At 33.2% G+C, this 22,229-nt stretch carries 14 protein-coding genes and 3 pseudogenes; 11 read left to right on the forward strand and 6 right to left on the reverse strand.

The features are described from left to right. Window positions 1-452 precede the first annotated feature (452 nt). On the forward strand, window positions 453-641 hold the full coding sequence (locus AAIE21_RS26690; protein WP_343269488.1) for a hypothetical protein: 189 nt from the start codon (window positions 453-455) through the stop codon (window positions 639-641). A gap of 1,002 nt (window positions 642-1,643) precedes the next feature. On the opposite strand, the gene AAIE21_RS26695 is transcribed toward AAIE21_RS26690, so the two are convergent. Continuing rightward, window positions 1,644-2,756 (reverse strand): RNA-guided endonuclease TnpB family protein, encoded by a 1,113-nt coding sequence (locus tag AAIE21_RS26695; protein WP_343269489.1) that lies wholly within the window; start codon window positions 2,754-2,756, stop codon window positions 1,644-1,646. Window positions 2,757-2,791: 35 nt separating this feature from the next. Beyond that, window positions 2,792-3,166, reverse strand: coding sequence for an IS200/IS605 family transposase (gene tnpA, locus AAIE21_RS26700; protein ID WP_343269490.1), 375 nt, complete (start codon window positions 3,164-3,166; stop codon window positions 2,792-2,794). Window positions 3,167-4,037: 871 nt separating this feature from the next. Here tnpA and AAIE21_RS26705 point away from each other — a divergent pair. Together AAIE21_RS26705 and AAIE21_RS26710 are read left to right on the forward strand one after the other, a co-directional pair. Next, complete coding sequence (locus tag AAIE21_RS26705; RefSeq protein WP_481858719.1) at window positions 4,038-5,408, forward strand: lytic polysaccharide monooxygenase; 1,371 nt, start codon at window positions 4,038-4,040, stop codon at window positions 5,406-5,408. Between the two features lie 135 nt (window positions 5,409-5,543). Then, on the forward strand, window positions 5,544-7,556 hold the full coding sequence (locus AAIE21_RS26710) for a fibronectin type III domain-containing protein (RefSeq protein ID WP_343269491.1): 2,013 nt from the start codon (window positions 5,544-5,546) through the stop codon (window positions 7,554-7,556). An 89-nt stretch (window positions 7,557-7,645) separates the two neighbouring features. Here AAIE21_RS26710 and AAIE21_RS26715 read toward each other — a convergent pair whose 3' ends face one another. Then, window positions 7,646-7,858, reverse strand: a complete 213-nt coding sequence (locus AAIE21_RS26715) for an alpha/beta hydrolase (protein ID WP_343269492.1) — start codon at window positions 7,856-7,858, stop codon at window positions 7,646-7,648. 728 nt (window positions 7,859-8,586) lie between these two features. Here AAIE21_RS26715 and AAIE21_RS26720 point away from each other — a divergent pair. From AAIE21_RS26720 to AAIE21_RS26735, 4 genes and pseudogenes are all read left to right on the forward strand, one after another. Continuing rightward, window positions 8,587-10,800, forward strand: a complete 2,214-nt coding sequence (locus AAIE21_RS26720; protein ID WP_343269493.1) for an N-acetylmuramoyl-L-alanine amidase family protein — start codon at window positions 8,587-8,589, stop codon at window positions 10,798-10,800. Between the two features lie 698 nt (window positions 10,801-11,498). After that, a pseudogene (locus AAIE21_RS26725) lies at window positions 11,499-11,795 on the forward strand (FAD-dependent oxidoreductase); the annotation flags it as partial. 139 nt (window positions 11,796-11,934) lie between these two features. Then, complete coding sequence (tnpB, locus tag AAIE21_RS26730) at window positions 11,935-13,062, forward strand: IS200/IS605 family element RNA-guided endonuclease TnpB (protein WP_343269494.1); 1,128 nt, start codon at window positions 11,935-11,937, stop codon at window positions 13,060-13,062. A gap of 191 nt (window positions 13,063-13,253) precedes the next feature. Continuing rightward, the gene (locus AAIE21_RS26735) at window positions 13,254-14,075 is read left to right on the forward strand and encodes a hypothetical protein (protein WP_343269495.1); all 822 of its coding nucleotides are present in this window, start codon (window positions 13,254-13,256) and stop codon (window positions 14,073-14,075) included. Window positions 14,076-14,858: 783 nt separating this feature from the next. On the opposite strand, the gene AAIE21_RS26740 is transcribed toward AAIE21_RS26735, so the two are convergent. The 3 genes and pseudogenes from AAIE21_RS26740 to AAIE21_RS26750 form a co-directional block, all read right to left on the reverse strand. Further along, the gene (locus AAIE21_RS26740; RefSeq protein ID WP_343269496.1) at window positions 14,859-16,148 is read right to left on the reverse strand and encodes a DUF5068 domain-containing protein; all 1,290 of its coding nucleotides are present in this window, start codon (window positions 16,146-16,148) and stop codon (window positions 14,859-14,861) included. Between the two features lie 243 nt (window positions 16,149-16,391). Further along, a pseudogene (locus AAIE21_RS26745) lies at window positions 16,392-17,099 on the reverse strand (IS6 family transposase). A gap of 96 nt (window positions 17,100-17,195) precedes the next feature. After that, window positions 17,196-17,435: pseudogene (locus AAIE21_RS26750) on the reverse strand (IS4 family transposase); the annotation flags it as partial. Between the two features lie 82 nt (window positions 17,436-17,517). Here AAIE21_RS26750 and AAIE21_RS26755 point away from each other — a divergent pair. The 4 genes from AAIE21_RS26755 (at window position 17,518) to AAIE21_RS26770 (ending at window position 22,227) form a co-directional block, all read left to right on the forward strand. Beyond that, window positions 17,518-17,814 (forward strand): WXG100 family type VII secretion target, encoded by a 297-nt coding sequence (locus AAIE21_RS26755; RefSeq protein ID WP_070140264.1) that lies wholly within the window; start codon window positions 17,518-17,520, stop codon window positions 17,812-17,814. Window positions 17,815-17,888: 74 nt separating this feature from the next. Continuing rightward, window positions 17,889-21,413 carry a type VII secretion protein EsaA gene (gene esaA / locus AAIE21_RS26760; RefSeq protein WP_343269497.1) on the forward strand — a complete coding sequence of 1,175 codons (3,525 nt, stop codon included), beginning with the start codon at window positions 17,889-17,891 and terminating at the stop codon, window positions 21,411-21,413. 43 nt (window positions 21,414-21,456) lie between these two features. Then, window positions 21,457-21,951 (forward strand): type VII secretion protein EssA, encoded by a 495-nt coding sequence (locus tag AAIE21_RS26765; RefSeq protein ID WP_343269508.1) that lies wholly within the window; start codon window positions 21,457-21,459, stop codon window positions 21,949-21,951. A 3-nt stretch (window positions 21,952-21,954) separates the two neighbouring features. Then, complete coding sequence (locus AAIE21_RS26770) at window positions 21,955-22,227, forward strand: EsaB/YukD family protein (protein WP_343269498.1); 273 nt, start codon at window positions 21,955-21,957, stop codon at window positions 22,225-22,227. Window positions 22,228-22,229: the final 2 nt, after the last annotated feature.

A 22,229-nucleotide genomic window follows, 5' to 3' on the forward strand; every position in this document is an offset into this window, starting at 1 on the left:
GAACTATGAGTAACAGTATGATGAGGAGTATAGTGTAGTTATTGTTTTTTAAGAAGATAATTAGTGAAATTTCACATACCGTATTTTAAATAAAAATACCAAATTTACAATAAGGGATTTCATGTTGTAAGTATTTTGAAAGAATATCCTGCATGAAAGGTATGTGTTAAAAATGAAGAGGAAGAAAAACAATCAGGGAATAGTTTGTTTTTTGAACTTTAAGATGTAAAACGAATCAATAATATGAAGTCTAGCTAGATTGAGTGGGCACTGAAATATAAATTTTGATGTAGATAAAATGAAAAAACATAATTCATAGTAATAAGAGGCTAAAAGACAATTATATCTATAATAAGCCGTTAATCAAAAATTCTTATTATGAGAAGCAAAAGAACGCTATTTGATTAATAGCTACTATAGCTTTTGGGATAATTTGATAGGGGGGGCAGACTATGAGTAACAAAATATTAATACAAGAAATAATCAAACGCATAAAAGAATTGGACAAACAACTAGATTTCATAGAACGTAAAAGAAATATTATAAAGTGTGAAATTTATAAACTCTTAAAAGAAGAGGCAAAACATCGAGAAAATATAGATAAAAAGGGTAGAAGTTTGGGGAATGCCAATCAACAGTAATCATAGTACTAAAATGGAAATACAATTCCTTCTGATGACTAAGTGTTTCGTTAGAATAGGATGCAGCTAGATTGCAGTATAGAGATATTTTTCCAGGTTACCATACACCATGTAAACATAAGTAGACCGAGGATAAGAAACTATGAGTTAAATTTCTGATTTACTCATTTCTAATGAAAAGAATTTTTATTTCTTAACACCAATGAGTGGAATTTATAAACCAGATTTGGTAATATTAAGGCAATCTCCTGTTAATCTTCTATGCATTCTAAAAAAGGGCCTGTTGCGGACAGCAGGTCCTTTTTAATGGTTTTTAACCTTTACTAAATTTATAATGATATCGTTTTCCTACAAAAGACTCCTTCCTCAAAAATATGAAGGTGTGAAATGCAAATTTTAGGTGTGAGATGAATGTCAGTAGGCTGACGCCTATGATTTTTTCGTATACTGAAGTCGTGAGAGGTTCAAGAAAGTATAATAATATGCAAAATTGCATATGAATTTATATACATAATTGATTATAATTCATATTGAAGTTTCTAACATACTTCAATATGCGAGCTTTGTATCAATTTGGTTATACCCTAAAACCAAAAAGCAAGCTTTCTACCAGTTTGGTTATACCCTAAAACCAAAAAAAAGAGATCCTATTATTTTTAGGATCTTTTTTTCTTTTTTAACTAACTTTATCATTTCCCGACAGAAAACTCACACCTCAAGGAATGGGTAGGACATGGTCCAATGAGTAGGTTGCAAAGGCAGAAATCAATAATATCACCAATGACAAAATTAAATCTCACTATAATAAAGGGAACAATGTTCTTTGGCAACAAGAGGTTATGTCAGCTGTTCAGAGAATTGTGAACTACCCGCCACTTAGTAACTCTTACGAGTTTACTTGAAGTGGGGGCTTCTCGGTTAGTCGTTCCTTTTGATAGCTAACGAATTCGTCCTAAGACAGCCGAGCTAACTCCCTTGTTCCAAAGGTTATTTTGTTGCTATTTATGCTAATGCTACTAGGCGTATTGCTTCATGTTTGATATTGATGGCTGAGTTATAATCCCTATCGAGATTTATACCACATGTACAAGAATATACTCGTTCAGACAATGGCATATCTCTCACACTTCCACAACTGCTACATGTTTTTGTGGAAGGAAACCATTTATCTATTTTCACAAGGTGTTTGCCTTGTTCGTGTAGTTTATAAGCTAAAAAAGAAATGAACATACCCCAACCATTGTCAGCTATACTTTTTCCAAAATGAAGTGCTTGCGACATTCCTTTCATGTTTAGGTCTTCAATCGCTACAACATCAAAATGAGTAGCTAATTTTTTAGACTTATGATGAAGGAAATTCTTACGTTGGTTAGCTACTTTTTCGTGTAACTTCGCTACACGAATACGTTGTTTATTCCAACGTTCAGAACCTTTCGTACGTCTTGATAATACTCGTTGTGCCTTTGCTAATTGGTCTAACATTTCACGATAGAACTTAGGATAATTGGCTTTCTCACCCTCAGAACTAACGTATAATCCATCCATGGCAAAGTCTAATCCAACAACTGTTTCTACTTCTTTTTGTACAATCTTTTTCTCATATTCAGTCAAGATGGACACATAGTATTTACCAGTAGGTGTCATGGAGATTGTACACGACTTGATACTATGGTCTTGTGGTATTTCTCTATGCTGTTTGGTACGTACCATTTTCAGTTTTGGTAATTTGATATGACCATTTAGTAACATAATATTTCCGTTCACTACATTCGTTGTATAAGACTTTCTGCCTTTTTTACTTTTGAATGTTGGGAAGTCATTTTGACCGCTAAAGAAATTCTTATAGGCAGTTTGCAAGTTTAGTTGAGCATTTGCCAGAGCTAATGAATCAACTTCTTTCAACCATTCAAACTCTTCTTTGTATTTTGCTGGAGTTGGAAACTTTTGTTTCTTTAGTTGTTTCTTATCATCTTTGTATTTCTCATACACTTCTTTCCGTTCAGCCAACATTCTGTTATATACGAAGCGCACACAACCAAAGGTTTTACGTATAAGATATGCTTGTTTTTCTGTTGGATACAAACGAAATTTATATGCTTTATTATACTTTGTCATATCATTTCACCTCACTTTTCACCTTAATTTTCAATCTACTTCTTTACTACATTTATTGGTGAACCACCAGTAGTTAGTAAGCAAAAACTTCTTGACCAAAACATCTCTTTCCAAAGTTTCTTTTTTACCTGTGGAAAATCTCTTTTAATTAGTCGAGAACTTGCACTTTTATAAGCATTAATAAATTTTGTCATTTCTGTATTAGGATGTGCCTTGAACAAGATATGTACATGGTCAACATCATGATTCCACTCTACCAGTGTTATGTTGTAATTCTCGGATAACCATACAAACATGTCTTTTGCATAGTATGACATATCATCATCTAATACATTTCTTCTGTATTTCACGACCAACACAAGATGATAATACAACAAGAACACTGAATGATTATTACTATCTAATTTCACTGATATACCAGCCTTTTTGTTTTATAAGACTGCTTATACCGTAGAGAAAATAAAAAGCACAATTACATGCTTTTTGGCTGCGCCAAACCGAAATTCATCTTCCACCTATCGTTGGGCTATTGCCCTTCACACGCTTGAGGAAGGAGACTTCTTTCGGATAATTCGTTAAAATATTGAAAGATTAGATGTGTTTTTACAAATTTATTATAGTATTTGTATAAAATTGCAATGTCTTTAATATGTTTTTCAATTATATACACTGTAAAACATATTATAACACAGTCAATTTCTCACATAATTAAGTATTTTGATACTAAATTGCGTAAATTTGTGTCAATAAGTACTATGAAAATATAGGTTATAAATACGTATTATTTAGAAAAACACCAACTAATATCTTTTTTGCTTTAGAAAAAGTGAATTTTCAACTTATTAGTTAGCATCTTATTACATATAGCCTTGATACTGAATTAATATTAAATTTTCATATCATATTCATTTTTTAAATGAAAGAGAGAAGGGGGATTTTAATAAGATTAACCTGTTTAAGTACATTTATAACTACATTAACTTATGTAAATCTCATTCTGGAAAGAATAAAAAAACAGAATTTCTTAACAAAGTACGATCTAATACAACAATTTTTGAGTGTTTAATTAAGTTCGTTAAATCTGTATAACATCTACAAACTTGCAGTATATATCTATGATTAGAGAATTGCCAACTAACTCTGTATAATTATCCCCTGTGCTAAAGATCCAAAAAAGATATCAAAAAATGGAAGACTATTTTGTTGTTATTTTTTTGCATCAAAACCCTCTTAAAATCAAATACGTAATTCATCATGCGAAAGATAGAGGGGATTAAAATAATGCATAATAAACAATCATTTAATTTTACAAACAGAATTTTTAAAAAAATAGCTGTAGGTACAACAATTTTAGCAACTGGAATTCTAGGGGCCATGATTATGCCTCAAAATGCATCTGCACATGGATTTGTTGAAAAACCAGGAAGCCGTGCCGCCTTATGTAGTCAACCTTATGGAGCACTTAATTTAAATTGTGGAAGTATTATGTATGAACCACAAAGTCTAGAAGCGCCAAAAGGATTTCCACAGGGTGGTCCTGTAGATGGGAAAATTGCTTCCGCTGGCGGAAAATTTGATGGTATTCTTGATCAACAAACCTCAAATCGATGGTTTAAGAATACAATTAATGGAGGAGAAAATACTTTTACTTGGAAATACACTGCTCCACATTTAACTAGTCAATGGCACTATTACATTACTAAAAAAGGATGGGATCCTAATAAGCCACTCGCACGCGCTGATTTTGAGCCTATCGGGACTGTTAAACATGATGGTTCGGCAGCATCTAATAACCTATCACATAAAATCAATGTACCTACTGACCGTAGTGGATATCATGTTATTCTAGCTGTTTGGGATGTAGCTGACACTGCAAACGCTTTCTATAATGTAATAGATGTAAATTTGGTTAATGACGTTAAACCAGACACAGAAGCTCCAACTCAACCACAAGCACTTCATGCTGCAAAGGTAACAGCGAACAGTGTAGAACTAAGTTGGAATTCCTCTACAGATAATGTAGGTGTGAAAGAATATCAAATATTACGTGAGGGTAAAGTAATTAATACCGTACCTGCGACAACCTTTACAGATAAAAATTTAACAGCAAATACGGAATATACATATACAGTAAAGGCGTTAGATGCAGCTGGCAATGTCTCCAAAGAAAGTAAAAATGTTGTTGTAAAAACAACAAATGAAACTCCAGATACAGAAGCTCCGACTCAACCAAAAGGATTACATAGCATGGGAGTAACATCGTCAAGTATAGATTTAATGTGGAGTCCATCAGACGACAACATTGCTGTTGATCAATATGCTGTATACAGAGAAACATCGGGCGGAAAAATGGTTGTAGTTGGAACGACACAATCTACATCATTTACAGAAAAAAATTTACAGCCTAATACAACATATAAGTACACAGTTACAGCAGTTGATAAGGCAGGTAATGAATCAGTGAAAAGTAACATTTTAACTGCAACTACAAAAGAACAAGGTTCATCTTATGAACAATGGGATCCATATAAAGCTTATAAAAAAGGTGATAGAGTAGAATACCAAGGTAAAATTTATGAAGCTGTACAAAGTTATCAAGGAAATGGTGATCCAACCTGGATATCTGCTTTATCTTTATGGAAAGCAATTTAACGTAGGTAATACCTTAATAATGAGGTAAGTACGAGGGTTTTGATGCAAAAAGATGATAATAAAAATAGTTTATTTAATAACAAACATAATTATATTTTTTTAGAATTGTAAGTTGGGAATGTGGGGAGAATTGTTATGAACATGAAAAAATATCCATCTAATAAGCTAGTTAAAACAGCTGTAGTTTTTTCTATGATGATGCCTGTATCATATTTTATCAATGATTCTGTTATATATGCGAAAGAAAATACAGTAAAGGTTCAAAAGGCAGTAGAACAACAAATTGCACCGTTTTGGAATAGAAATAAAGATTATCCAGGTGGTTCTTATGTTACATATGAAGGTAAGGTTTATCATTCTCAATATTGGATAAATGCAGGTACATTACCTCCTCAACAATATAGTGGATGGGAATTATATACTGGATCAGAGTATATACCAGATACTAGCGATCCCAATGATTTATTTGGTGAAGGAATAACTTGGCCAAATCATGTTTTTGCACCATATGTAGACAATGGAATGAACCCTCAAAATTTACTAAAATATGCACAAGAAACAGGAACTAGGTTTTTTACTCTATCGTTTGTAGTAGCAGATAAAAATGGTAATCCTGTATGGGGCGGAAGCCATTCTCCAATTGGAGATGGTAATGTAGACGACCAAATTAAACAAATTAGGAAAATGGGCGGAGATGTTAAGGTCTCCTTTGGTGGAGCAAATGCAGGTAATACTCCTGGGTTAGGTGCAGATGTTGCGGCAGCTATTACAGATGTAAATCAATTAAAAGATGCTTATAAGAAAGTTATCAATACATTGCATTTAACGCACATAGATTTTGATATTGAAGGTGCTTTAGTTTCACATTCAGAGTCTATTGAAAGAAGATCAAAAGCAATTGCGTTATTACAAAAGGAGTTAAAAGCTGAGGGTAAGGGTGTAAAAATCGGTTACACATTACCAGTAATGCCTTATGGATTAACAAATGATGGATTAAATGTAATCCAAAGCGCGTTAAATAACAATGTAGAATTGAACTCTATTAATATCATGACTATGGATTATGGACAACAGAATCAACAAATGGGTCAAGCTGCTATAGGTGCTATCAATAGTTTGCATAGTCAATTAAAAATTTTATATAAAGATACTATTAAGGATTCTGATATTTGGACAAAAATCGCTGTTACACCGATGATTGGAAAGAATGATACTCAAAATGAAACTTTTACATTAAATAATGCAAAAGAATTGTTCCAATTTGCTAAAGAAAAAGGTATCGGGGAAATTAGTATGTGGTCAGTCTATCGTGATAAAAAATCTACTGAAAGTTGGCAAATCGGCCAAGCAACTGGAGATGCTTCTGGGTTACCTGATGTAGAGGATGGAGCTTTTTCTAAAATGTTTTCTCTTTTTAATAGTGATAATGAAATTGATGTAATAGCTCCAACAGTACCTGGTAACCTACGTTCTTCAAATCAAACAACAGCAACAATTGAGTTAAAATGGGACGCTTCTACGGATAACATTGGTGTGAAAGAATATGAAATCTATCGTGATGGAACAAAGGTAGGGAAAACGAGTGCAGCACGTTATGAAGATACAGGTTTAAAAGCTAATACAAAGTATAGTTATACAATTAAAGCTGTGGATGCAGCAGGAAATAAATCTGAAAATAGTAATCAAGTTAGTGTAATCACAAAGAGTGAAGATCAAAATCAAGTCCCTCCAACTGCTCCAACAGGATTACAAGCGACTGAAGTTAGTACAAGTGGTCTTAATTTAATGTGGGGAAAGCCTACAAGTAATATTGGTGTAAAAGAGTATGAGATTTATCGTAATGGTACTAAAATAGGTACAAGTACTTCGACTCAATATACAGATGAAGGTTTAAAAGCTAATACAGAGTATAGATATGTAATTAAAGCTGTAGATGTTCAAGGAAAGGTTTCAGCTGCGAGTAATGAGATTAAAGTTACAACGAAAGATGGTTCTTCTTCAGAATATAAAAAGTGGGATCCATATGCTGCATATAAAAAAGACGATAGAGTAGAATATCAAGGTAAAATTTACGAAGCTGTACAAAGTTATCAAGGAAATGGTGATTCAACCTGGATAAATGCTTTATCTTTATGGAAGGTAATTTAATATAAGCAAAGAGAGTTAGGATATTTGTTAGAAATTTATAGTCTATATCTTTTTCTAGGGTATAGATTATCAAGTTTTCTAGATATATCCTAACTTTTTGTTTGTTTTATTCGTTGAGATATTTCTTTTTTTGTTGCACCAGCATTAGCCATACTTTTTTCTGTATAATACTTCCCTTGTTCTATCCAATTAATAGCAGGTGATACTAAAATACTAAAGGAAACATCTTCACTAGCTCCCCATAAACCTATTTTTTGAGGATCAATATCAAGATTTTTCTTTGCCCATTTAATAACCTCCATCACTTCGCTCGCACGATCTTCCATAGATTAATCAAGCCATTGGCCGATCGATTTCCCCACACCAGGTTTATCCCACGCAAGTGAAGCATCCTCCTTTTGTGCTAAACTCTCCCATAAAGGTAAATAGCCATCATCGTAAGTTGCGTTTACAGGCCCATCACCATGAACAAAAATAATTAATCTGGTTTTTCTTTTGACTTAGGTAATGCTAATACACCATTTAATTTATTTTCTTTTCTTTTGTTTGGATAATCACTTCTTCTTGTTTCATATCATAAGAATTCTGATATAGAATCAATCCTGTTACTAGAAGTATTATGATACAAAATACAATAAAAGTTTTTTTCATTTTAACCTTCTGCTATTAAAAATCTATTTGTTACATCAAATACCATAATCTCTAAATCAAAAAATTGAATTTCATCATTATATAAATACAAAAACTAAGCAAAGCACTCTACTAATCTACTCACACATATGCAAATCTATGTTTAATAATCCTAAGAATATTCAATAGTAAGAAACCTTATGGTAGGTATAATGAATTCTACCGAGAAAATGGAATTCAAGGTGCTTTTTTATTACTTCAGCTATTATAGATAAATTCAATGAAAGCCTTTTGTAACATTTATGAAAGGGAAATGAAAGATGCTTAAAGTAAGATGAACTTACAAATATTGATTTTGGATTATTCAAAAGTGAAAAATCTTACTAAGTGAGGACAAAAGATGAAGAAAACATTTAAAGTAACTAGAATTGGAAAAAAAATAATTCCTGCTACAGCAGCATTAGGTATTTTATTTTCTGTAGCCCCTATTGCTGAGAACAAGGCTAATGCAGGGGTAGCTACAGTGCTTGATGTAGGTATTACTTCATTAGGAATACTAGCAAACGTTTGGGAAGCACTTGGCATAGAGGTGGGGGATCCTGACCTGACTACGTACACTGGTCCATATGCAGAGAATGTATCTTATAGAGCTCCTAATTTTAAATCGGGGGAATTCAATATTTCTGTACATCATACAAAAGGTGATTCGAATTTTACTAGACCAATTAAAGTCCTCTATCCAAATGGAAAAAGTGAAATTAAAAACTTAAAATCGGGACAGCAACTTAAGATTACAGAAGCTGGTACCATTGTAGATTTAAAGCCATATGCAGAATCTGTTTCAGAGCATGATCTTCTTTACATTACACAAGCCCAGTTGGACGAAGGAAAAACTGGAGTTGCACTTAATCAAGAAATTACCTTATTTGTAGAAAAAACATCTGGTCAAAATAAAGTTCTAGTTGACGAATTTTACAAGAAAAGGTTTGGAGCAAATTCTCTAGATGGATTTAAAGGTTTAGGGGTGGACCGCTTTTCTTATTTAACAGAAGAACAAAAGCAGGTAGCAACATTGACTTCACATCCGGTGGGTAGAGAAGTTCTTTCTAATTATGTTATAAATAACCCTGAAGCTCGTGCAGATTTTAACAACCGGTCAACTAATATATTGGCGGAATCTACTAACATCCTAGAGACACCTATTTCCCTACCATTTAGTACACTAAATGACGGTAAAGCTTATCAAATTATCCCTTATAAGAAGGGAACGAATAAAGTATTGGTAAAAACAGGTTCAAAATATCTTTCAGGGAAAGAAGGAAATGCACTTCAGTATTCCGATTCAATTGGTGATGACGAAGTGTTCGAACTTGTCCAAATCGACGAAAAGTCTCCTGACAATAAAGTTCAATTCCGCTTGATAAACAAAAATGGAGTGAGTTTGGCTGGTAATTCTTACATTCAGCAATTTGGTACGGATTGGAGTTTCAAATCCGAAATTCGTTTCACAGAAAAAAACAACAATGAAGTTCATAACTGGTTAAGAGACTGGTATCCAGGTAAAGAAAATCAGAAACAGAATTATGAAGGTGTAGAGTTCAGAAGTAATGATAAAAATGATAACTCTATTTGGACTGCATATAATTCCTCAGGAAAATTGATAAAGAATAGTTGGGTAAACCAAGGTGACCAAGATCCTGTTTGGTATTATGCAGATTCTTCAGGAGTTCTTTTAAAGGGATGGCAAGAAATCGAAGGAAGTACGTATTATTTTGATCCGGATTCTAACAGAATGGCCTCAGGCTCTAATTCACAAATTGAGGGTAAGTATTATCACTTTAATGATTCTGGCGCTTTGCAACGATCAGCCTGGAATGGCCCGTACTACTCTGATGCTTCTGGAGTGTATGTTCAAGACGGTCTGCGAGAAATTGACGGGAATATTTATTATTTTAAAGATTACAATGTTAATACAAATAAACTAAGTCTAGAAAATCAAAATGTAATTCTTCACTTTTCTGATAAAGGTGTGCTTGAAAGGGCATCTGACTTAGAGGGTAAAGCACTAAATAAAATTACTGCTGTTGATTTTAACGGAAAGAAATTAATGTTTGAGAAGGGTGGCTCAATTAGAAAGACAGGGGTCTCCAAAATCTCTTTACCAGAGCAGGCTGCATTGGTATATTACAGCTTAGAGGATGGGGCTACCTACTCGGGCTGGAAAGTAATTGATGGAAAAAATTATCATTTTAAAGATGGTCAGCACTATACTTTCGATGGTCATGAAACTATTGACGGAAAAAAATATTATTTTAACAATGATGGACAAGCCGCACTGACAGGTTTCAAAAAAGTTAATGGCAAGATATATCATTTTGATGATAAAGGCGTAATGCAAACGGGCTGGCAACAAATTGATGGTAAATGGTATTACTTCGATGAATCTGGAGCAGCTAAGATCGGATGGTTCCAAGTCGGTGGTGGGTATCATTTCCCTTATTACGGATACTTTACATATTATGCTATAGAGGATGGTTCAATTTATCAAAGTACCACTGTTGAAATTGGAGGGAAAACCTATAAATTTGATAGTCATGGACACAAAGGTTATTAATAATTCACAAAGAATCTGTTTTATAAATATGGCTCTCTACAATGAAGTTTCTCGACCTAACTGGATCATAGGGCTTGTGAGAAAATTGGTGAAGAGCTAGTTTATACGATAAGAATGGGCATATCATAGATTGATATGCCCATTTCTAGGTTGTAAAGCACCAGTATATTACTCCACTAAAGGGACAGATTGCCGGATAACATTTTCAAATGCATGCGATAGATTAATGTAGGTTTTGATTTAAAACAAAATCTAGAATAAATTTAAACTATACTTCGAACTAAACTGTATGAGCACTATTTCATAATGAGCACCATTTTATAAATGGAGTTAAAAGAAGGAGAGATTATTAAGAAAATTAATATACTCCTCAAAAAATAACAGAAAATTCGGCGTTATCACAAAAATATGGGAGGTGTATTAGGGGGCACCATATATGTCCATCAACCTAAGAAATTAGATGTTCCTCAAAACGAAAATTTTATCTTTCCATAATTGTTTATGAGAATTCGATACAGTGGGGAAGAACGAGTTTATCACCTCATTTTTTATATTCTAAGTGCATTTTTGTTTCCTAGGAAACAAAAATGAGATATACTTGCATACATAACACATGATATTTATTAACTGGGAATCTATTATGTGTACATGTATTTGATTGATTAGTCCTAATCAATCAAATACATGGAGGGTATGACATGGGAAATCATTATCATGTAGCAGTTGTTGGTGGTGGTTCAGTAGGATTAATGACTGCATGTGAATTAGCTATTCAAGGTATAAAAGTTGTTGTGTTGGAAAGAAGAGTGGATCGTATACGAAATTCTAGAGCAATGACATTACATCCTCGCTCCTTAGAATTGATGGCTATGAGAGGTATTGAAAACAGATTTTTATCTCGCGGGAAAAAATTAGATACAAGTCATTTTGCTGTCTTAGAAACAAGATTAAACTTCAAAAATTTAGATACGGATTTTCCCTACACACTTTTTATCATCTTCTGACAGAAGACTCCTTCCTTAAAAATGTGAAGGTGTGAAACACCAATTTTAGGTAGGAGATGAATGTCGGTAGGCGAAAGCCTACGTTTTTTAGTATACTGTAGTCATCATACTAAAAAGTGAGGTGCAACCCATGTTAGTAAATAAGGCATATAAATTTCGTATCTATCCAAATAAGGAACAGGAAATAATAATTGCTAAAACCATTGGTTGCAGTCGCTTTGTATTTAATCGTTTCCTCGCCCTTTGGAATGAAACTTATAAAGAAACAGGAAAGGGATTAACCTATCATTCTTGCTCTGCCGAGCTCACTCAATTAAAGAAGCAAAATGATACGATTTGGTTAAAAGAAGTAGATAGTATCGCTCTTCAATCCACATTAAAAAACCTCGCAGATGCTTTTTTACGTTTTTTCAAGAAACAGAATGATATTCCACGATTCAAGTCTAAAAACAATAAAATTCAATCCTACACAACTAAGCAAACGAACGGCAATATCGCGATTGCAGGTAACAAAATGAAATTACCGAAACTTGGCCTTGTTCGCTTTGCCAAAAGTCGTGAAGTAGAAGGTCGTATTCTAAATGCAACGATTCGACGTAACCCAAGTGGTAAATACTTTGTATCTATCCTTGTCGAAACAGAAGTACAAGAGATGCCTAAAACTCAATCCACTTGTGGAATTGACGTTGGATTAAAAGATTTTGCTATTCTTTCTGAGGGTACCACATACAAGAACCCTAAATTCTTCCGTACATTAGAAGAGAAGTTAACAAAAGCACAGCGTATCCTTTCCAGAAGAACGCAAGGTTCTTCGAACTGGAATAAACAACGTGTGAAAGTTGCAAGAATCCATGAACATATTGCAAATGCAAGAGCCGATTACTTACATAAGCTCTCTACTGAAATCATCAAAAACCACGATGCCATCGGTATGGAAGACTTACAAATCAGTAATATGCTCAAAAATAGAAAGCTTGCAAAAGCGATTAGTGAAGTATCTTGGTCACAATTTCGAACTATGTTGGAATATAAAGCAAAGTGGTATGGAAAACAAGTTGTTGTAGTATCTAAAACATTTGCTTTTAGTCAATTATGTTCCAATTGTGAATCCAAAAACAAAGATGTTAAAAATCTAACAATTCGTGAGTGGGATTGCTCTTCTTGTGGCACACATCACGATAGAGATCGAAATGCAGCGCTCAATCTTAGAAACGAAGCAATTCGTCTCTTAACCGTAGGAACTACGGGGATAGCCTAATCCATTAGAGTTCGATAGAACTCTGTACTTAGGAATCTCCCACTTCAAACAGTCCGTAAGGATGTTAAGTGGTGAGTAGTTCAATCTAAACCAATAGTTATATTTTTCAAAAATTCATCTAATTTGTATTATAATATAATTATTAATAATTTATTATGAAATGAAAACTGTCAAATGTTCGGTGGTGTGAGATGAAATATACAAATAATGAACCAATAATGAGACGAAAAGACATTGTATATTGCGAGAATGAATTGTTAAAACATGTAAAAGAGGTTTTGGAGAAAGAAGATGTTAAAACTGCGGAAGTGTATGATGCAAAGAAAGGTGATCTGCATTATACAAGTGAGACATTGCGTAAAAAACTCAATTTAGCTTTTCCTCAAATTGTTGTTAAATCAGGTCTATATGATTTAAATAACCATTTAAAGTACATTCCTAAAGAAATAATATATGAACAACTAAATCAAGAGTTTGAGCGCATAGGCTCCACAAGAAAGAGCATTTATAACAGTAAAAGAAATAAAAAACGATACCCTTATAGCGATACTTTAAAGATAAGATTAAATCAAAGTTGGCCAGAAACTTTATTATGTTGCAAACAGCTAATTGAGGTTAAAAAGTATGATGAAATTTCAAAAGAAGTACTGAAAAATGAATACAAAATGATTAGTGAAAAATTAGGTCGTGCTGCTACTATTCCTGAGCTAACTGATCAGACAGTATTTTCATTTGATATATATCGTCAATACTTTTCTACAATGAAAAAATTAAGGGAAGAGTGCGGATTTCGCCATGAATATAAAGGTGGAAAGAAGCCTATTGAATTAAGTACGTGTGAAAAAGAGTTAGTTCGGGTATACAAAAAATACAATAGAAGATTAACTTACAACGAATTAAAAGAAGAGAGCCAAATTAGTATTTCAACCCTGTTTAGACGATTCGAAACTACAAAAATCAATGATATTTGGAATCAAATTGAAAGAAATATGTTTGACATTACTAATATATAAAAAAAGAAGACTTATTGTTGTGGCTTTAAAATAAAGTCATACGTTACATTGTTTTATTCCTTTTCGATTAAAGAATTATAAGTAAGCTTTAATCAAACTTTTTTATAAAACAAAAAGTTTATCCAAAAGCAAAGACTTCATTTTGATTAATCTTTTTTCAAAATGGGGTCTTTTTGGTTGCTAAAAAATAAGGGTTTGGGCATCATTTTTAATCAAACTTTATTCTAAACTAACAACAATTGAGACTCCCACGACTAAAGTCGCAAGCCCTAATTCTTACGGATTAACGAGTGGGATTCTTGAATGACTAAACGTTCGCAGTCCATTTCTATTTTGAACAGCCTTCAAGATGAGGGCATCTCATTGCCCCTCCCATGACAGACCATATAGGTTCGTGGGCTACGGTACTGTTACCATACCGTTCAGATGTTGGTTTGCATATGTTTTTGCGTGTTGTACTTCACGACACATATAGTTTTACCGATAGCGTGAGTTAGGCTATCGAACCTTATACTATATCTAATTATCAACGAACGAGATTGTTTTAAAGACTTGTACTTGTCTATACGCTAAGTATAGCATGTTTTCAGACAACTAAGGAGGCACAAGCCCTCTCTTGTCTGACCGAACTCTTATCCCACCCCTAAAGGGGGTGCTACCGCACCATAGTGGGCTTTCACGTTCTGAAATTCTGTAAAGAACCCTCTTCGTCAGCTTGAAGAGGGTTCAGGGTTATAGCTACATATTTAGTTTTTTGTGTGAAACCATTGGAAAATATCTATTCTATTTTGGTAATGTAAATTTCACTTTGTGTCCTTTGGAAATGTCTTTTGCATCTTTATTCATCATAGGACCTAATTCAATCTCAAAGTTTTTGTTTTTCCAAATCTTTTCATATTGCTCCTGGTCTAAAATGAAAATCTGTAATAACTCTCCTGATGCTCCAGTTTTAATCGAATCACCATATTTGTAATTTAGTAACATACCTTCGTTGAGTGTATATTGTGCACCATCATTAACACTTAATTTAGAACTTATTGGAGACAACGAAATATCTTCGGTCTCTTTGTTATCGAGTTTAAATTTAACTGTTAATAAAACAATTCCATTTTTGAAACTTTCAAATCGAGGGGCTTCAACGGAATTTGGTGTGAATTTGGTAAATTGATATCCATCTAATGTAACTTTTGTAGCACCTAATTGCTCACTTTTATTAATGTTTGATTTCTCATTTAGCATTGACTTCTCGCCCATGTTTTCAGCTGTTGCTTTATCTTGATAAAAAGTTTTATCTGTTGTAACTTTTTGATCACCTTGTTTATTTAAACTTAATGCCAAATTTCCAGCACTTCCAATTGGGGCGTCATATTTTCCTTTATTCGCTTGTGCTTCAGGAACTTTGACTGAAACTGTCGATAGCTCTAAAATTTTTGTTAAATCATCTTTACCAAATGGATATGCAATATAACCAGAAATGCTTTCCTTAGCTTTTACTAAATAATTATTGCTTGGAGATAGCTTTGTAGGTAATTGTTCTTCCTTTGGAATTAAATCCTTATAGTTACTGTAATCTCTCTTAGCACCTGTAAATGTTATATTTAAATTTGGCATATAATAAACATCTTTATTTGAATCATTCTTTACAGTATAGTGTGCAAGAATAACCCCACCATTTGTTTGGTCGTTAAAAGGGATATTAAAATCGGTATGAAAATCATTTAATTCAACTAATGTGTAGTTGTCAAGTGATACTGAAACATCTTGTAACTTATGTACTTGCGGTTCTTTGTTTTCATAAAGGACTTTCGTTTTCCCTTGTGTTTCTTTTTCCATATATGAGATAAGCTTTGAATAATCGTTTGATTTAGCTTTTGTATCTTTAGATTCTTTTTCTTTTGATGTATCCGTTTTTTCTTCTTTATTTTCTTTTTGTGAATCTTTTTTCTCTTCCTTATTTTCTTTTGTCACATTCTCTTTTTGTTCGGTAGTTGCTTTATCACTTTGACCACAACCAGTTATCATAAGAGCTGTAACCATCGCAACAGAAAATAAAGTCATTAATTTTTTTGACATTCCTCTTCCCCCTGTTTTTCCTCTATTATACTTTTAATCTACACAACCAGATGATTGGATATAGCTCCCTCCCTATAAGCCCTAAGTTTAATTATAGAGAAATAATTTCCAGTTTGCTACCTTTTTCTAGTGTTTTACAAAGGTATGAAGCAATCTGCTGATCTTAACGAATTAGCTAAAAAGGTTCTGGTGCAAAAATGTTAGTTAGAAACATAGAGTAGTAATTTTCTCTTCATTTCTATCTTATGAAGCTAAGCCAAACAATTTATGAATAAATTCTTTCTGGTTTTGGACAGACTTGTCCAGTAAAACAAGTTACCCCTTTTTCATCATATGCATGGCTTCAACACCACTCAATATAGAGGTTGCTGTTTTAAATGACTTGAATCCCAACATAGAACGCACACGTTTCTTAATAAAACGATGATCTTGTTCCACTATATTATTGAGATATCTAACTTGTCTTAGTTGTATGTCTTCAGGCATATGTTTCTCTCCCTTCAACTCTTGAATCGCTACAGGATAGGCAGGGTTCTTATCTACCGTTATCACGCGAGGTTTAGAAACATACGAAAAAGCCAAGGCTTTCTTGAAAAAGCGCTTGGCTGCTTGTTTATCTCTTGATTTACTTAGATAAAAATCAATTGTATTACCCTCTGAATCAACTGCACGATATAAGTACATCCATTGACCTTTTACTTTAATATAGGTTTCATCGACTCTCCACGAATCATTTGTTGATTTAAGATGATGTCGTACTTTCTCTTCTAGTTGAGGTCCATATTGATGAACCCAGCGCATAATCGTTGTGTGAGCAATTGATAATCCTCTTTCCTCCATCATTTCCACCAGGTTACGGAAGCACAAATTGTACCGTAGGTACCGCCTTACTGTTAATAAGATTAGTTCAGGCTGATAATGCTTCCATTTAAACAAATTTTCCTTTTCCATACTGACTGATCACGCACCTTTTTTAGAGTCATACTATCAGTATGTCCAAGATTAGGAGATTACTTGCAAGAGTCTTGGAATTTTGCACCAAAACCGGTGAAACAGACGGATTAAGATCTTTGTTATTTTTTTTGGTTTTTTTTGTATGGCTTGATACAAAAGGTATAAATGATCTTGAATCATTCTAATTGTTTTATATTCACTTAATTCCTGTTGTTTCTTTTTTAGAATCAATTGTCGCATTTTGAACATAGTAAAAGAACATAAAAAAATGGAAATGGGTTTTCTATAAACATGACATTCTAATCGTTCTTGTTTAATATTTTGCCAATGATGGAAATTGTTGCAATAGAATCAAAGTTGCTTTAGAATGATGTTATCCGTACATATGGATAGTAAAAAACAAGGAGATGATTTTATGGCAGGAGCTATTACAGTCACACCCGAACAACTAAAATCTCAGGCGAAAATTTATCAAACTGCTTCTTCACAAATTGAAGACGCTATTCGTAAGGTGAATTCTATGAATTCAGTGATTGCCCAAGAATGGCAGGGGGAAGCTTTTCGAGCTTACTTGGACCAATACAAACAGCTTGAAGGTAATGTGAAACAAATGGAAAATTTATTACAAAGTATTCATATGCAGTTGACCAAATATGCAGATACTGTCGCAGATCGTGATCGTCAGGATGCAAGTTCGTTTGGCTTAAGTTAATTTTTTTAAAAGGGGTCAGTGCAACTCATTGTGCTGACACCTTTTTTAATTTATCTGAAAGGAAGAAATGTATTTTGATAAAAAAATATAAGAGTTATTTTCCATTACTCGTCATTATACTTGGTGGATTATTTCTTATTTTGACTTTCACTTATTTTGGTTTTAAAGATGATAATGTGTACCGGTCTACAAATCAAAAAGTATCCAAGGTTCAATATGTTTTAGTGAATGAAGATAAAGGGGCTGTTTTTGAGGGGAGGAAGTATGACCTAGGTGCGGACTTTGTTACTCTGATTAATCAAGATTCCAAAAATAGTTGGCAGACGGTCAGTAGGAATATTGCTAATGCAGGAATTGAGAATGGTCAATTTGATGCAGAAATTATTATTCCTCAAGATTTCTCCGAACGTCTTTTGTCCCTTCAAAGTATGGCACCAGAACAGGCGACCATTAATTATCGTGTACGTAAAGGGCAAAATGAGATATCCAATCAAGCCGTTCAAACACAAGTAAATGATATTTTGAAAAATTTCAATCAACGAATTGTGCAGATGTATTTCTCAAGTATTGTAGGAAATTTATCAGAAGCCCAACGAAATGTTAATAAAATTGTTGGAGCAGAAACTGATGCTAAGAAATATCTGATGACAAATATTCAAAATCCATTTAAGGAGTTATCGGGAGGGTTTGATAATTTATCAAATGTTTCGAGTATTCTTGATGAAGATAATAAAAATTTTCTCTCAGAACAACAAGCATTTGTTTCATCCGTAAAAACTCTAATGGATAGTAATAATAAGAGCTTAGAAGCAGGCAGTACCTCGACAAAAGAAGCCCAAAAATCAGTTAACGAGAATATCAATAAAACAAATGAAAAGTTAAAAGATTCCTTAAAGCAATTTGAGGATCAATTTAACTTACAGAAAACGCAATTAGAAACCCAACGGCAATCTGATTTATCGGGATATAAAGCAAAATATGATGGCTTGAACCAATCAGTGTTTAACCAACTAGGAAACTTTTATACATTGGAAACAGATGAAGTGAATTCAGCTGGAGTTTATAAGGACTTCTTGCTAAACGCCAAGCTATTTCAAGAAACACAAACTGCTCGAATTGATGAACTAAAAGATGAAATTAAGCAATTGCAATCGCAAGTTGAAACTCTTAATGATTTAAGAAAACAGATTGCACAAACTTATTATGGAAGTGCAGAAAAAAATCCGGATACAGCTTCTGAGGAGGATATTAAACAGGCGATTGTGAAACTAATGGCTGATTCAAAAGAAAATAAAGTTAATTTAGATAATCGTTATCGTGAAATAATAGAAGGAAGTCTACCACAAATTCCAGCAGACACTTTAGAACATCTTTTACAAAAGTTAATTGCTGAGAATATTATAACTGATTCTCAATCCAAAAAATTCCAAGATGAGCTAACTATAGTTCGGCGTTATGCGAAAAATTTTGAAAAAGAAATAGGAAAGGAAGGAAACTTTTCCTATCTAGAAGCTAATTCTGAACATGACTCTATAATTTCTATAAATAGTAGGGAGGTCACTATATCTATTGATCCAACAAAAGATAATAGAATCTCTTTGGTGACAGACCATACAGAACAAGGAAGTTTAGGAATAAGAAATTTGAAGGATCTTTTACCGGTGTTAAAAACAGAATTGGATCAAAAACTCAAACCATATGGGTACATGTCTGAGTGGAGTGAAGTTTCTAATCATGAATTCAGTATTTCATTGAAAAAGAACCCCACAGAACCAGAACCGAAACCAGAACCGAAACCGGAACCGAAACCAGAAGCAGAGCCGAAGCCGGAACCAGAATCGAAGCCGGAACCAGAATCGAAACCGGAAGCAGAGCCGAAACCAGAAACAGAAAATGATCCTAATAAGCCAACCTCTGAAGAAAAGGATCTTCCGCCGTTACCTTCAAGTTTTAGCCTAACGTTTAAGGCGGATATTGATTGGACCTTGGGTGAAGAGATGAAGAAAAACTCTTTTGTCTCTGTTGATTATTCATGGATTGTTAATGAGCAAACTCAAGTGAATTCTAGTTATGCAGAATATATAGATGTAAATAAGAGTTTAATATCTGACTTACCTGAGTTATTGAAACAATTTCAAATGCTTGATAGCACTGCACAGCAAATTGTTACCTTATTTGGTAATCCAGAAAATTCCATATCTATTGATGGCTATGCAGATATGATTAACGAAACTGAAAATCAAGAGAAGACTCTCGAAGAGTTGGCAAATCCAAACTCTGTTTATCGTATGTATAACAATAGCACAGATGAACAAAAGATAGAGGCTATTACAGATAAAATTTATGAAGAATTTAAGAATAAAGGAAATCAACTCTATACAGGTATTGAAGACCAAATAAAAGATTTACAAGAAACAATTGGATCAACAACGGATGAAAATGATGGTAAAACGAAAAATACGTTATATGGAACTTTAAATCTAATGACTGAACCTCAGAAGTTTCTGAATGAAGCAGAAAAGTTAAATAATTGGTTTGTGCAAGCCAATCAACAGATTAATGAAACGTATCAATCAGGGAAAGAAAATGAAAAAATCCAAGAAGAACCTGTAAACAGTGCAGAAAATCTACATCCTGCAGAGAACGATACAACATCAATTTCTTCAGAAACAGATAGCTTAGTTAAAGAAATGGAAGATTTAGTTCAGAATTCAAAGAGCTCGGCTGAAAGTATAGAAAAATCTGCAGCGAAAGCTCATGACATTTCTCCAAAAATTCAGGAGTTAAAAGAAACTACAGATAATGTTCAAAAAAATGCAGATACTGTTTTGAATAATTTAAATACTTCAGTCACTCGAATTCAAAAGAATACAAGTAAAAATGAACAATACTCAGAAGAGTTTAGCAAAGTACTTTCTAATACCAAACAAGGTGGAGCAGATAATTATAAAGTATTCAATTTTCTATCAGCCCCACTTGCTACAAAAGGAAGTTTTGAAGCTACTCGCCAGACTTCTATTATTCCTTACTATATGACGCTTGTTGGAGCTGTTCTTTCAGTCATTACCGGCATTTCCTTATGTCGTACTATTCAACGCAGAGAAATTACGGAAGATATGGTTTTTATTACACCTACAAGGGCATGGCTAAATGTTCCTAATGTTATGAAGATAACAGGTGTCAGTCTAATTATCTCACTATTCTTTGCTGGAATAACTACTTTTAGTATTTTGGGAGTGTTTAATATCTCTTGGTTTAGTTACACGTTCCTAAATATTTTAGGTGGAACTTTATTAATAACAGGTTTTTCTCGTCAGTTTAAAAATATAACACTCTATGTTTGTGCTTCACTTTTAGGATTATATCTCATGTTAACACCATTATTAGGAATGAGTACTCGTCCGGGTAGTATTGTCGATTTATTTTATCGTTTTTCACCGCTTCAAAACATAGAAAATGGTTATACAGCACTAAGCAATAATATACATGTTGGATGGGAAAGTTACTTGTTATTGATAATTATTATTGTTGTAGGAATTGGTACGAATTTCATTGCCTTTCCAGGTGTGAAAAAGTCAGAGAAAGCTGAACAAGAGTAATAGCTTATGTTGTTAGGAGAAAGGATGTACGAATTTGGAAAAAATGATAAAACCAAAATTTCTCGTTTTTTTTCTTCTAATTTCTTTTTGTGTGACAAATCTGTTTACTAGTTTTAACAGACTAGCTTATGCTGAAGATGGAAGACTAACGATTCATAACAACGTGATTTATGAAAAAGAAAGTGATAAAAATAAAAATTCTGTTACAGGGATAGAAGATTTGTTTTTAAAAGACAAAAACACAAAAAATAAGGAACTTGAGAAAGAAAATATAAAGAGTATTTCAAGTATAAAAGAAAAAGTATTTCTTAACGATGAGAGTGTAGAAAAGAAACCACAGGATACAATTACCAAGAAGCTGTTTTCTAAAGACTACAAAGCTTCTAATGAAAATGAAGCAACTGTGGAACATACCAATTATGAAATTCCTAGATGGACCTTCTGGATACTGTTAAGCATGGGTGTGACTGGAATATTAATTTTAGGCTGGTTATTAGGTAAAAGATTTTCAAACCTATTTATTCGGAAAAAGGAGTAAACAATGGCAGAAAGAACAATGATTAATATCGAACTTCATGTTAATGAGCAAATACTTGATTTAACAATACCTAATCAGGTTTCTTCTAATAGATTGAAAGAACTATTGGTTGATTCATTATCTTTAGTAAATATAGAATTGCCCACTCATTTTTCATTGGAAGTAAAAAATAAGCCAATTCATTTAGATGAAAATGTTATATTGGCGAAATATCCATTGGCGGATGGCGATCAATTAGTCGTAAAAGAAATTATAGGGAGTTTGGAGGAACACTAGAG

It is taken from the genome of Paenibacillus sp. 102, assembly GCF_039549175.1.
Lineage (GTDB): Bacteria > Bacillota > Bacilli > Bacillales > Bacillaceae_G > Bacillus_A.